Here is a 13,192-nt window from a genome sequence, read left to right on the forward strand (position 1 = left end):
GGCAGCGGTTTTTTGGGTGATGGTCGATCTGGGCATGTTCATGCACGGAGACTGAAATCATCCGTTCGCTTCGAGCGAAGTCGAGAAGCAGTTCTCGACACGCTCGAACCGAACGGACTTTAGAGCAAGGACTGGGACAGGAAATAGAATGGCAATCACCAAGATCCTGATCGCGAACCGTGGCGAAATTGCGTGTCGTGTCATGCGCACGGCAAAGAAAATGGGCATCAAGACCGTCGCGGTCTATTCCGATGCCGACGCGCGCGCGCCGCATGTGCTGATGGCCGACGAAGCCGTACATATCGGCCCGTCGCCCGCCGCCCAATCCTATCTGATCGCCGACAAGATCATCGCGGCCTGCAAGCAGACGGGCGCCGACGCGGTCCATCCCGGCTACGGCTTCCTGTCCGAACGCGAAAGCTTCCGCAACGCGCTGGACGCGGAGGGCATCATCTTCGTTGGCCCGCCCGCCAATGCCATCGCGGCGATGGGCGACAAGATCGAGTCCAAGAAGCTGGCCCTCGAAGCAGGCGTCAATGTCGTTCCGGGCTTCGTCGGCGTCATCGACGATACCGAACATGCCGTCAAAATCTCGAACGAGATCGGCTATCCGGTGATGATGAAGGCGTCGGCTGGCGGCGGCGGCAAGGGGATGCGCCTCGCTTATTCCGAACAGGATGTTCGCGAAGGCTTTGAAGCGACCAAGCGCGAAGGGCTTGCCAGCTTCGGCGACGATCGCGTGTTCATCGAAAAGTTCATCGAAAGCCCGCGCCATATCGAAATTCAGGTGCTGGGCGACCAGCATGGCAATATCGTTTATTTGAACGAACGCGAATGTTCGATCCAGCGCCGCCACCAGAAAGTGGTCGAGGAAGCGCCGTCGCCCTTCGTCAGCCCCGAAATGCGCCGCAAGATGGGCGAGCAGTGCGTCGCTCTGGCCCGCGCGGTCGGCTATTTCAGCGCAGGCACGGTCGAACTGATCGTGTCGGGCGAGGACAAGACCGGGGACGGTTTCTACTTCCTGGAAATGAACACCCGGCTTCAGGTCGAGCATCCGGTGACGGAGGAAATCACCGGCGTCGATCTGGTCGAACAGATGATCCGCGTCGCCAATGGCGAGAAGCTGGCCTTCACGCAGGACGATGTGAAGATCAACGGCTGGGCGGTCGAAAACCGCGTCTATGCCGAAGATCCCTATCGTGGCTTCCTGCCGTCCACGGGTCGCCTGATCCGCTACAATCCGCCCGAAACCGGCGCGGACGAAAGCGGCGCGCTGATCCGCGTCGATGACGGCGTGGAGGAAGGGGGCGAGGTCTCCATGTTCTACGATCCCATGATCGCCAAGCTGATCACCTGGGCGCCCACGCGGTTGGAAGCGATCGACAAGCAGATCGAGGCGCTCGACAAGTTCGAGATTGAGGGGCCTGGACACAATATCGATTTCGTGTCCGCGCTGATGCAGCATGAACGGTTCCGGTCGGGCAACATCACCACCGGCTTCATTGCGGAGGAATATCCTGACGGGTTCCAGGGCGCGCCTGCGTCGCCCGAACTGCTGGTGCGCCTGTCCGCCATCGGTGCCTTCGCCGCGATGGCGCAGGCCGATCGGGCGCGTCGGATCGACGGCCAGCTGGGCAAGCGCCTCAGCCCCCCGACCGGCTGGCAGGTCAAGATTGGCGACGCGACCCATGACGTCGAAATTGACGGCGACGAAGTGACCGTCGATGGCGTCAGCATCGACATGGCGCTGGAATATACGCCAGGCGATCGCCTGATCGAGGCGGAGTTTGGCGACGAGCAACTGGCCGTCCGCATCGCGCCGGTACGCTCCGGCTTCGTGCTGACCTGCCATGGGGCCAGCCACAAGCTGCGCATCCTGCCCGCCCATGCTGCACGCTATGCTGCGCACATGATCGAGAAGATTCCGCCGGATCTGTCGCGTTACCTGATCTGCCCGATGCCCGGCCTGCTGGTCGCGCTGCATGTCGGCGAAGGCGACAAGGTCGAGGCAGGGCAGCCGCTGGCCGTGATCGAAGCGATGAAGATGGAAAATATCCTGCGCGCGCAGAAAGCGGGCGTGGTCAAGAGCGTGTCGGCGGCGCAGGGCGACAGCCTGGCCGTCGATGCCATCATCCTCGAAATGGAATAGGCGCACGCCGCATCGCGAAAATAGAGGGCCGCTCCGCTCAGGCGGGGCGGCCCTTTGTCATAGTTTGCAAACCGGAATTGGCGTGTTGAGCAAGGTTCCTCGTTCCCCGCGGGGTATGGCTATCGCACATAAAACGCGCCTCATTTCTCTTCGTCATGCTGAACTTGTTTCAGCATCCATTTCTCGTCACGAGCGGCAGCTTTTTGGGGCGCGATGGATCCTGAAACAAGTTCAGGATGACGTTGTAGGATGGCGAAAGCTTATATGCGATCCCTCTACTGTTGCGGGGGCAGGATTTTGGCACCGGGCTTGCAAAGACCATGATCGCCCTTTGTTATTTTATGTTTCGCTGCGCTGTCACGCCTTGCCCCGGCCCCGATCCTTCGCCTAGCAGCCGCCGGATGAGCAGCCTGCGACAGACGATCTTCGGCCTTTTCGCCCTCTGCACCGCCATGGCTGTGTTCCCGGCCCACGCCGCCGAGGATGAGCAAATCTGGCTCCAGGCTATCGCGCAGGGGCCGGTTTCGGGCGACATCGTCTATTTTGCCGAGATCCAGTCCCGCTTTGGCAGGGATATGGGCGGGCTGGACCAGATGCTGCTGCGTCCGGCGATCGGCGTCAAACTGTCCGACCGGCTGACCGTCTTTCAGGGCTATGCCTATGTCCGCACGCCGCAATCGGGTGGCGGCGAAACGCGCGAGCATCGCAGCTTCCAGCAGATCAACTGGTCGCTTGGCAAGGTTGCGCGCGGGCCGCTCTCTTCCCGCACGCGGCTGGAACAGCGCTGGGTGTCGAGTGGCGACGATATAGGGTGGCGGCTGCGTCAGATGATCCGGCTGGCAGTGCCGTTGACGGAGAGGTCGGGGGGCGTGTCGGCGCTGGCCTATGCGGAAGGATTCGTTGCCCTTAACGATACCGATTGGGGCGCGCGCGATGGCTTTGACCGGCTGCGCAGCTTTGCCGGGCTGGAACTGCCGCTGGCGGGCAAGTCGACGATGGAGGTCGGCTATCTCAATCAATATGTCAAAAATCGCGGTCGCGCAGACGATGTCGACCATGTCCTGCTGGTGACGCTGCAACTGCGACGCTGACACAGGTTTTTGCCTGTCCTATTGCGCCTGCTTCATGCCATATCGACCCTGTGTTGCGCGGGGTCGATGCAGTCGGTCGCGTCGCGCGATGTTGGAAATTTAGTTGCCGGATCGGGTAACACAATATCACGATTGCCGGGAAAAATGCGAAGTTAAGGGGGGCAGGGGATGAACGGAGCGGTCGGCAGCGACTATGTGATGGACGTCAGGCGCGACCGGCTGGTCATCACCGCCTCGGCGCTCGGCACCGTGTTCGAATGGTATGATTTCTACATCTATGGCGTCCTCGCGCCGATCATCGGGCGCACCTTCTTTCCCACCGACAATCCCACCGTCGAACTGCTCTATACGCTGGCGGGCTTTGCGATCGGCTTCGCCTTCCGTCCGATCGGCGCGGCATTGTTCGGCTATCTGGGTGACAGGCTTGGCCGCAAATATACATTCCTTGCCACGATCATCCTGATGGGCGTCGCGACCGCCGGGGTCGGCCTGACGCCGTCAGCCGCCAGCATCGGCATCGCCGCGCCCATCATCCTGATAGTGCTGCGTATCGCCCAGGGACTCGCGCTTGGCGGCGAATATGGCGGGGCGGCCATCTATGTCGCTGAACATGCGCCGCCCGGCCGACGCGGCTTTTACACCAGCTTCATTCAGGCGGGAGTGATCGGCGGCTTCATCCTGTCGCTGATCGTCGTGGTCGGTACGCAGGCAATCGTCGGGCCGGACATCTGGGCGGAGTGGGGCTGGCGATTGCCTTTCATCTTCTCGCTCGCGTTGCTCGGCATATCGCTATGGATGCGGCTGATGCTGCGCGAAAGCCCGGTATTCACGGCCATGAAGAAGGCAGGCGCCCAGTCGAAAAACCCGATCAAGGAGGCTTTCACCTATCCGGGCAACCGAAAGCGGATGCTGGTCGCAATGATCGGCATCGCGGCGGGCTTCACCGTCATTGCCTATACGGTGATGTTCCAGGCGCTCTATTTCCTGCAAAATGGCCTGCATGTCTCCCCCGGCATCGCGCAATTGCTGGTAGGGGGCAGCGCCTTTGCGGGCATGGCGGCCTTCGTCTATTTCGGCCATCTGTCCGACCGGGTGGGGCGCAAGAAGCCGATCGTCATCGGCTATGCGCTGGTGTTGCTGCTGTTGATGCCGCTCTACCAATTCATGGGCGCGACCGCGAACCCCGCCCTGGTGGAGGCAGGCGCGCGCTCGCCCGTTGTGGTGGGCGGCCCGGATTGCGTGTTCGATCCCTTCGCCAAGGTACAGCCGACCGCCTGCGGCAAATTGCTCGACCATTTTTCCAAGCGCGGCATCCCCTATGACAAGCAGGCCGCGCCCGCGCCTGCGGTGCAGATTGGCGATCTGGTCGTCACGGATCTGAGCACCGACGGCCTCGACACGGCGTTGAAGGCCGGGGGCTACCCCAGCGGCGCCGTAACCCCGGACTGGCCGCGCGCGATGATGCTGTTCGGCGCGCTGCTGCTGCTCTGGACGCTATCGGGTGCGACCTATGGCCCAGTGGCGGCGCTCTTGTCGGAATATTTCCCGGCGCGCATCCGCTATTCGTCGCTGTCGATCCCCTATCATATCGGGACTGGCTATTTCGGCGGTTTCCTGCCGCTCGTCAGCCAATATATCGTGGCGCGCACGGGTGATCCCTATGCCGGGCTTTGGTACACATTGGCTATCGTGGCGCTGGCGCTTATCACCTGTCTCGTCGCGCTGCCGGAAACGAAGGACCGCCCGCTCGACGCCTGAAACAGCCGGGGATTGCCCATGCCACGCGGCGTAGCGAAGCGCGATCTGCCGACCAAGACCTGCCCGGTCTGCCAGCGCCCCTTTGCCTGGCGCAAAAAGTGGGCGCGGGACTGGGACAATGTCGTCTATTGTTCCGACCGCTGCCGCAACGCGCCGCGCAAAGCCTGACACGAAAAAGGCCGCCGCTCCCTTTGCTGGAGCGACGGCCATTTTCAATGTCTCAGGCGATCAGCGTTCGATGCACATCGCCACGCCCATGCCGCCGCCGATGCACAGCGTCGCCAGACCCTTCTTCGCGTCGCGCTTGGCCATTTCATACAACAGGGTGGTCAGCACCCGCGCGCCCGACGCACCGATCGGATGGCCGATGGCGATAGCGCCGCCATTGACGTTCACCTTGGACGCATCCCAGCTCAGTTCCTGCCCGACCGACAGCGCCTGCGCCGCGAAGGCTTCATTGGCTTCGATCAGGTCGACATCGGCCAGTGCCCAGCCTGCCTTTTCCAGCGCCTTGCGACTGGCAGGCGCGGGGCCGATGCCCATGATCGAAGGGTCGACGCCGCAGGTCGCAAAACCCGCGATCCGGCCCAGGATCGTCGCGCCGCGCTTGGCAGCCGCATCGGCTGTCATCAGCACCAGCGCGGCGGCACCGTCATTGAGGCCGCTGGCGTTGGCGGCAGTGACGCTGCCGTCCTTCTTGAATGCAGGCTTCAGCTTTTCCATCGCTTCGATGGTCGCGCCAGCGCGGATATATTCGTCCTGATCGACAATCGTGTCGCCCTTGCGGCCCTTGATCGTGACAGGCACGATCTCGTCGGCAAAGCGCCCCGCTGCGCGCGCGGCTTCGGCCTTGTTCTGGCTGGCCACCGCGAAAGCGTCCTGCGCTTCACGGCTGATCTGATATTTCTCCGCCAGATTTTCCGCGGTGATGCCCATATGATAATTGTTGAAGGCGTCAGTCAGGCCGTCATGGATCATCGTGTCGACCAGGCTGACATTGCCCATCTTGCTGCCCGCGCGCAGATATTGCGCATGGGGGGCCAGCGACATGCTTTCCTGCCCGCCGGCCACCATGATGCTGGCATCGCCCGCACGGATCGCCTGGGCCGCCAGTGCGACAGCGCGCAGGCCCGATCCGCAGAGCTGGTTGATGCCAATCGCCGTGCGCTCGACCGGGATGCCGGCATTGACGGCGGCCTGACGCGCGGGATTCTGCCCCTGACCGGCGCTCAGCACCTGGCCCAATATCACTTCGTCCACTTCGTCGGGCGCGACCCCGGCCTGCGCCAGCGCGGCGATGATTGCCTGACGGCCCAGTTCATGCGCCGGAGTCGATCCGAACGCGCCCATGAAGCTGCCGACGGCCGTACGCTTGGCGGCGGTAATGACGATATCTGACAAAGGCTCGATCCTCTATTATTGGGGTCTCTTTTCGCAGGCGCACATAGCATCATCCGCCATGGCTGGAAAGCCATTGGGACAGGGGAAGCCACAGAGTTTCGCGCGCCTGCCCACCCACGACCATGCCGACATGCCCCAGTTTCAATTGCCAGTCTGTAGCCAATTCGGCCGAGGCGGCGGCGGGGACGATCCGGTCGGTCGTGGAACGGATCGACAGGGTGGGGCAGGTCAGTGCCTGCGGATCGACCGCCTGTCCGCCGACGGTCCAGCGCCCTTGTCCGCTGGCGTTACCGGCATAGAGATCGTCGAACAGGTCGCGCCCCGCAGCAAAGGTAAGCGGCGGGCCACCATTGGCCCAATCCTCCACCGCCATGAACGCCCGCTCCCCGTCGGAACCCGGCGCGGCATCGGCAAAGACGGCGAATTTGCGGATCGTGCGCGCCGGGTCCATCGCCCAGAAACCCGATTGCAACACCTCCATCGGAACATAGCCCAGTCGATCGCACATCGGTTTCGCGCCGCGCCACAGGGCACTGATCTCCTGCCGGTCGGCATCGCCAAAGCCATCGAATCGCCAGGGCGAGGCAATGGTTGCGACTGCCTGAACGGGGCGCAGCATCGCCGCACCCATCGCCAGCGTTCCTCCCAGGCAATAGCCCACGATGATGGGCGGTCGCGGCAGCGCCGCGATCAGCGGCAAGAGCCGTTCGGTGACATGCCCTTCAAGCCCCATCGCTCTGTCACCAGCTAATGGAGCGCCCCAGTCGACCAGCCATGCATCATGTCCTGCTGCGGCCATGTGGCGCAGCAAAGATCGGCGTTCCGACAGGTCCAGCACTTGCGGCGGATTGATGAGCGAGGGCACGAAAACCACAGGAGCGCGGCCATTTTCAACGCCATAGCGCAACAACCGGGCGCTGCCGACCTGCACCATGCTGGCCGGGGCAGGCGGCGGGGCGGGCCGCTTTGCCTGCTGATAGCGGCGCAAACCGACGAACGCGCGCTTGCGCAGTTCGGGATCGCCCTCTGTTTCGCGCCATAAAATGTTGAGAAAAAGGGGTAAAGGCCTCGGGCCATGTTGCGGTGCGGCAACGCCCTGTGCTAATAAGGATTGTGCAGGTGCGGGAGAGGTGTCCATGGCCAAATCTAAAGCGGCTAATGAATCAGAGCCGGTCGTTATCAAGAAATACGCTAACCGGCGGCTTTATAACACCGAAACCTCCAGTTACATCACCCTTGATCTCCTGTCGCAAATGACGCGCGAGGGCCGCGAGTTCGTGGTCGTCGATGCCAAGAGCGGCGAGGACATCACGCACAATGTCCTGACGCAGATCATCATGGAAGAAGAACAGCGCGGCGAAAATATGCTGCCCGTCAACTTCCTGCGTCAGTTGATCTCCATGTATGGCGATTCGATGCAGTCGATGGTGCCGCAATATCTCGAAGCGTCGATGGACGCTTTCCGCAAGAACCAGTTGCAGTTTCAGGAAGCGATGCAGGGTGCGTTCGGCGGCGGCCCGCTGGCCGAAATCGCCAAGCGCAACATGCAGATGTTCGAGGCCGCGACCAGCGCCTTCAAGGGGGCAGGCGGGCTGATGCCCGGTGTTCCGGGCGTTCCGGGCACGACGCCCGCGGAAGCCGACAAGGATGACGAGATCGCCGAGTTGAAGGCGCAACTCGCCGCGCTCAACGCGAAGATCGACAAGCTGGGCTGATACCCCATGGCGAAGGCTGACCGGCTCGAACGGCTGGACGTAAGGCGGGCCGAGCTGGAAGCCGACTATGAAGCCGCGTTGATCGCAGCGCTTCAAACGGCCGCTGGCGGGGTTTGGGGCCTGTTCGACCATAAGCCTGACCGGCAGGCCCGCGCCAGAACTGCGCCTGTCATCGCGGCGCTGGTTGAACTTGCCGCCGACATCGACGCCCTGCGCGATCAGTTGGGGCTGGAGCCGTTTGCGCTGCACCAGTCCTTTCTTGCCGCCCGCGGCCCGGTGGCATCGGATGCGCCGGGCGAGCCAAAGCAAGCCCGCGCATGGCTTGAAAAACTGGGCGTCACCATCGGCTGAACATCAATGCGCGTCGGGGCTGGACGGGAATAGCGCGCATGGCCTATTGCGCGCCGATCCATTCCCTACAGCAGGCAAGCCATCTCTGTGAAACACGCCCTTTCCGTCACCCGCGAACAGGATTTCTCCGCCTGGTATCAGGCCGTCATTACCGAAGCGGACCTTGCCGAAGAAAGCGGCGTGCGCGGCTGCATGGTCATCCGGCCATGGGGCTATGGCATCTGGGAACGCATCCAGACGTTGCTCGACGCGCAGATCAAGGCGACGGGCCATGAGAACTGCTATTTTCCGCTGTTCATCCCCTTGAGCTATTTCGAAAAGGAGGCCGAGCATGTCGACGGCTTCGCCAAGGAAATGGCGGTCGTCACCCATCACCGGCTGATCCAGAAGGACGGCAAGCTGGTTCCCGATCCGCAAGCCAAGCTGGAGGAGCCGCTGGTCGTGCGCCCGACGTCGGAAACGGTGATCGGCGCGGCGTTCAGCCGTTGGGTCCAGTCCTGGCGTGACCTGCCTGTCTTGATCAACCAGTGGGCCAATGTCGTCCGCTGGGAAATGCGCACGCGCATGTTCCTGCGCACCACCGAATTTCTCTGGCAGGAAGGCCATACCGCCCACGCCACCGTCGAAGAGGCGATGGAAGAGACGATGAAGATGCTGGAAGTCTATCGCAGCTTTGCGGAGGACTGCGTCGCCATGCCCGTCGTGGCGGGCGAAAAGCCGGAGAATGAACGCTTCCCCGGCGCAGTCGCGACATATTCGATCGAAGCGATCATGCAGGACGGCAAGGCGTTGCAGGCCGGCACCTCGCACTTTCTGGGCACCACCTTCAGCCAGGCGCAGAATATCAAGTTCCAGAATGCCGAAGGGCAGCAGGAACTGGCGCAGACGACCAGCTGGGGCATGTCCACCCGGATGATCGGCGGGCTGATCATGGTCCATGGTGACGATGACGGACTGCGCGTGCCGCCGCGCGTTGCGCCCTATCAGGTGGTCGTGGTGCCGATGCTGCGCGACACGGACGAGGATGCCGCGATCGTCGATTATTGCGCCGATCTGGTCGGTCAGCTCAATGCGCTGGACGTGTTCCGCGAACCCGTGCGCGCGCTGCTCGACCGTCGTGCGGCCAAGGCGGCGACCAAGCGCTGGGGCTGGGTCAAGAAGGGCGCGCCCATCGTGATCGAAGTCGGCGGCCGCGACGTGGCGGGCGGTAATGTGTCGGTGATCCGGCGCGACCGGCTCTATCGCGCCGACGGCAAGCTCGACAGCCAGATTGTCGCCAAGGATGATTTCGTCGCCGGCGCCACCGCCATGCTGACCGAGATTCAGGCGTCCTTGTTCGCGGATGCCAAGTCCAGGCTGGATGACAGCATCGACAGGTCGATCAGCGACATTGAAGCGCTCAAGGCCTATTTCGCCGCCAGTGCCAAGCCCGGCTGGGCGCTGGTGCAATGGGCAAAGCCGACCGGCGAGGCGCTGGAGAAGGTGGTGCAGTGGCTCAAGGGCGAGAAGCTGACATTGCGCAATGTCCCCAATGATGCCGACCCCGCCGACGGGACATGCATATTCACCGGCGAGAAGGCGGTCGAACGCGTACTGGTCGGGCGGAGTTATTGAGCTTCGGCAGACAAAATACCTCCGTTCGCTTCGAGCGTAGTCGAGAAGCCGCCAGCGCTGTGCTATGTTTCTCGACTACGCTCGAAACGAACGGATGTGGTTTATGACGATTCAGATCGGAACATTGGGCAATCCATTATCGGCATTTCGTACTTCGGATAATGGCGTCGTTGTTTGGTGTGATCATTGCCGAAATTGGCATGCCCACGGTCGTGGTTCTCCGGCCTTTGGTATTGAAGATGGCCACCGATCAGCACATTGCCGAGACAAGTCGTCACCCGATTTCGGCAATGGCTACCATTTTTCAGTTCGCGGTGCACTGACGCTGCAAGCCATGGCTGAGCGCGGCGAATTTCTCCCAGTCGCGCTAATCCCCGGCAATGTATCATAAGACATATTTGCTCAGATCCGTGTCATGCGCGATGGCATTGAGCTGCTTTTCGACATAGGCGGCGTCGATCACCAGCGTTTCGCCGCGACGATCCTCCGCCTCGAAACTGACATCTTCCAGCAGCTTTTCCATCACGGTCTGAAGGCGGCGGGCGCCGATATTTTCGACCTCGCTATTCACTTCCGCGGCGATGCGCGCAACGGCGTGGATGCCTTCGGGCGTCAGGTCGATCGTCACCTCCTCGGTCGCCAACAGTGCGCGATATTGCGCCACCAGGCTCGCCTTGGTATCCGACAGGATCGCCACGAAATCCTCCTCGGTCAGCGCCTTGAGTTCGACGCGGATAGGCAGGCGGCCTTGAAGTTCGGGGAGCAGGTCGCTGGGCTTGGCAACATGGAAGGCGCCGGACGCGATGAACAGGATATGGTCGGTCTTGAGCGGACCATATTTGGTCGAAACGGTCGTCCCTTCGATCAGCGGGAGCAGGTCGCGCTGCACGCCCTCGCGACTGACCGAGCCGCCGCGCACGTCGCTGACTGCAATCTTGTCGATCTCGTCAAGGAACACGATGCCATTCTGTTCGGCGCTCGTGATGGCGACGCGGGCGACATCATCCTGATCCAGGCGCTTGTCCTGCTCCTCCTCGACCAGCTTGTCCCACGCATCGGCGACCCGCATCTTGCGGCGCTTCTTCTGCTGCTGGCCAAAGGCTTTGGACATCATGTCGGACAGGTTGATCATGCCGACCTGACCACCCATGCCGGGGATTTCCATCGGCATGGAAGGGCTGTCGGCGACTTCCACCTCAACCTCTACATCGTTCATCTGATGCTGTTCGATCTTCTGGCGGAAGGACAGGCGCGTAGCCTCGCTGGCTTCCTTGCCCGTCAGTGCGTCGAGCAGGCGGCCCATCGCGGCTTCCGACGCGGCTTCGCGCACGGCCTCACGACGCCGGTCCTTTTCCAGGCGCACCGCTTCCTCGACCAGATCGCGGACGATCTGTTCGACATCGCGGCCGACATAGCCGACTTCGGTGAATTTGGTGGCCTCCACCTTGACGAAGGGCGCATCCGCCAGTTTGGCAAGGCGACGGCTGATCTCCGTCTTGCCGCAGCCGGTCGGCCCGATCATCAGGATATTCTTGGGCGTTACCTCATCGCGCAGGTCGTCGGGCAGATGTTGCCGCCGCCAGCGGTTGCGCAGGGCAACAGCCACGGCGCGCTTGGCGTCATGCTGGCCGATGATATGCGCGTCGAGCGCGGCGACGATGGCTTTAGGGGTCAGATTGTCGTTCATTTCAGTCCTTTTCCCCGCCCTTCAGGGAGGGGTTAGGGGAGGGCATGTCGGGGACGGCTGATTACGCGCCATCCCCAAACTCCTCCCGCAAGCGGGAGGGGAGGTTAAGCGGCGCTGTCCAGCGTCTCCATTGTGAGCTGATCGTTGGTATAGACGCAAATGTCGGCCGCCACGGCCATGGCCTTGCGCGCCAGCGTTTCCGCATCTGCCTCGTAATCTACCAGCGCGCGGGCGGCGGCGAGGGCGAAGTTGCCGCCGGAGCCGATCGCGGCCACGCCATTCACGGGTTCCAGCACGTCGCCATTGCCGGTCAGGATCAGCGTCACATCCTTGTCCGCGACGATCATCATCGCTTCCAGATTGCGCAGATATTTGTCGGTGCGCCAATCCTTGGCCAGTTCGACCGCCGATCGCATCAATTGGCCATTATGGCGCTCCAGCTTCGCTCCCAGCCGCTCGAACAGCGTGAAGGCGTCGGCGGTCGCCCCGGCAAAGCCGCCAATGACGCTGCCGTCATGCAGTCGGCGAACCTTGCGGGCATTGGGTTTCATCACCGTCTGGCCCATCGAAACCTGACCGTCGCCAGCGACGACGACCTTCCCATTCTTCCGGACCGACATGATGGTGGTGCCATGCCAGACCGGCATGCTGCTGCTGTTATGGTCATTCATGAAGCGGCATATGGGACGCTGTGCTTTGTGGTGCAAGTCGCCTGAACAGCGACGACGAAGCGTGGCATTTTGGCGACAATATTCTTACAAACCGTTCAGGAACAAATGTCGATCAATTGACATTGTGCATCGCACCATCAATTATTGGCGTCCGCTTTCATGGGAGAACGCGCATGACTCTCAAGGCCAGAGCTCAGGAAAAGGTCGAGCGCGCGGGCATTTCCAACTATAGTTTCGATCACGACATTTTGGTCATGTGTGGCGTGCGCTACACGATCGAAGCATGCAACTGTGGCGAACCGGAATGTGATGGCGTCCGGCTGCGCAAAAACGCGACAGCCATCGGCCGCGTCCTGCAATAATATACTGTCGATCGGTCAGTGCATCACTTCTTTGCCGGCCCGACCAACAGATTCAATATCGCGTCCTACGCCCTGCACCGTGTTGCAGGCGGCCAACGTAGCCAGAATGGCCAGAAACAGCGCCTTACGCATTAATTCGTCACTCCATATTTGCGGCATAATCATTTTAAGCGCTTGGGCGATGCTGTGCAAAGGCGCAATTTGCGCGCGCCCATGCCGCCACGCTTGACAGGGCGCGCCAGCGATGCCAATGGCCGCCTCCTCCCGAAAGGGGGCGCGTAGCTCAGTGGTAGAGCACACCCTTCACACGGGTGGGGTCGTAGGTTCAATCCCTACCGCGCCCACCATGGCTTGGCTGCCATGGACGGGACAGATTATTTCCCTGCATTGATC

Annotated in this window: 14 protein-coding genes and 1 tRNA gene; 10 read left to right on the plus strand and 5 right to left on the minus strand. The window is 62.0% G+C overall.

The features are described from left to right. The first annotated feature begins 148 nt into the window (after positions 1–148). The 4 genes from IWY39_RS02555 (at position 149) to IWY39_RS02570 (ending at position 5,166) form a co-directional block, all read left to right on the plus strand. The gene (locus IWY39_RS02555; RefSeq protein ID WP_019052111.1) at positions 149–2,149 is read left to right on the plus strand and encodes an acetyl-CoA carboxylase biotin carboxylase subunit; all 2,001 of its coding nucleotides are present in this window, start codon (positions 149–151) and stop codon (positions 2,147–2,149) included. Positions 2,150–2,550: 401 nt separating this feature from the next. Beyond that, entirely contained in the window at positions 2,551–3,240 is a 690-nt protein-coding gene (locus IWY39_RS02560) for a DUF2490 domain-containing protein (protein WP_107123941.1), read from the plus strand. 168 nt (positions 3,241–3,408) lie between these two features. Next, entirely contained in the window at positions 3,409–4,998 is a 1,590-nt protein-coding gene (locus IWY39_RS02565; protein WP_107123940.1) for an MFS transporter, read from the plus strand. A gap of 18 nt (positions 4,999–5,016) precedes the next feature. Next, complete coding sequence (locus IWY39_RS02570) at positions 5,017–5,166, plus strand: DUF2256 domain-containing protein (protein ID WP_019052114.1); 150 nt, start codon at positions 5,017–5,019, stop codon at positions 5,164–5,166. A 60-nt stretch (positions 5,167–5,226) separates the two neighbouring features. Here the strand turns inward: IWY39_RS02570 and IWY39_RS02575 are convergent, their stop codons facing one another. Continuing rightward, positions 5,227–6,399, minus strand: a complete 1,173-nt coding sequence (locus IWY39_RS02575; RefSeq protein ID WP_107123939.1) for an acetyl-CoA C-acetyltransferase — start codon at positions 6,397–6,399, stop codon at positions 5,227–5,229. 49 nt (positions 6,400–6,448) lie between these two features. After that, positions 6,449–7,537 (minus strand): alpha/beta hydrolase, encoded by a 1,089-nt coding sequence (locus IWY39_RS02580; protein WP_229380586.1) that lies wholly within the window; start codon positions 7,535–7,537, stop codon positions 6,449–6,451. Between IWY39_RS02580 and phaR the strand changes: the two genes are divergently transcribed. The 4 genes from phaR to IWY39_RS02600 all read left to right on the plus strand — a co-directional run bounded on the left by phaR (position 7,536) and on the right by IWY39_RS02600 (position 10,470). Beyond that, positions 7,536–8,114 carry a polyhydroxyalkanoate synthesis repressor PhaR gene (gene phaR / locus IWY39_RS02585; protein ID WP_017184428.1) on the plus strand — a complete coding sequence of 193 codons (579 nt, stop codon included), beginning with the start codon at positions 7,536–7,538 and terminating at the stop codon, positions 8,112–8,114. The genes IWY39_RS02580 and phaR overlap by 2 nt on opposite strands. A gap of 6 nt (positions 8,115–8,120) precedes the next feature. Continuing rightward, a complete protein-coding gene (locus IWY39_RS02590) occupies positions 8,121–8,465 on the plus strand; it encodes a hypothetical protein (protein WP_107123937.1) in 345 nt (114 codons plus the stop codon). An 87-nt stretch (positions 8,466–8,552) separates the two neighbouring features. Continuing rightward, the gene (gene proS / locus IWY39_RS02595; protein WP_107123936.1) at positions 8,553–10,079 is read left to right on the plus strand and encodes a proline--tRNA ligase; all 1,527 of its coding nucleotides are present in this window, start codon (positions 8,553–8,555) and stop codon (positions 10,077–10,079) included. Positions 10,080–10,182: 103 nt separating this feature from the next. After that, a complete protein-coding gene (locus IWY39_RS02600; protein WP_145169756.1) occupies positions 10,183–10,470 on the plus strand; it encodes a hypothetical protein in 288 nt (95 codons plus the stop codon). On the opposite strand, the gene hslU is transcribed toward IWY39_RS02600, so the two are convergent. Continuing rightward, on the minus strand, positions 10,465–11,766 hold the full coding sequence (gene hslU / locus IWY39_RS02605; RefSeq protein WP_017184424.1) for an ATP-dependent protease ATPase subunit HslU: 1,302 nt from the start codon (positions 11,764–11,766) through the stop codon (positions 10,465–10,467). The two genes, IWY39_RS02600 and hslU, sit on opposite strands and share 6 nt — an antisense overlap. Before the next feature lie 104 nt (positions 11,767–11,870). Next, positions 11,871–12,437, minus strand: coding sequence for an ATP-dependent protease subunit HslV (gene hslV, locus IWY39_RS02610; RefSeq protein WP_269207979.1), 567 nt, complete (start codon positions 12,435–12,437; stop codon positions 11,871–11,873). Positions 12,438–12,610: 173 nt separating this feature from the next. Between hslV and IWY39_RS02615 the strand changes: the two genes are divergently transcribed. Then, the gene (locus IWY39_RS02615) at positions 12,611–12,799 is read left to right on the plus strand and encodes a hypothetical protein (RefSeq protein WP_017184422.1); all 189 of its coding nucleotides are present in this window, start codon (positions 12,611–12,613) and stop codon (positions 12,797–12,799) included. A gap of 15 nt (positions 12,800–12,814) precedes the next feature. Here IWY39_RS02615 and IWY39_RS02620 read toward each other — a convergent pair whose 3' ends face one another. After that, complete coding sequence (locus tag IWY39_RS02620; protein WP_026002628.1) at positions 12,815–12,931, minus strand: entericidin A/B family lipoprotein; 117 nt, start codon at positions 12,929–12,931, stop codon at positions 12,815–12,817. Between the two features lie 140 nt (positions 12,932–13,071). Here IWY39_RS02620 and IWY39_RS02625 point away from each other — a divergent pair. Then, a tRNA-Val gene (locus IWY39_RS02625) sits at positions 13,072–13,146 on the plus strand. The last annotated feature ends 46 nt before the right edge of the window (positions 13,147–13,192 follow it).

Origin of the sequence: Sphingobium sp. JAI105, assembly GCF_015752145.1 — a bacterium.
GTDB lineage: Bacteria > Pseudomonadota > Alphaproteobacteria > Sphingomonadales > Sphingomonadaceae > Sphingobium > Sphingobium xenophagum.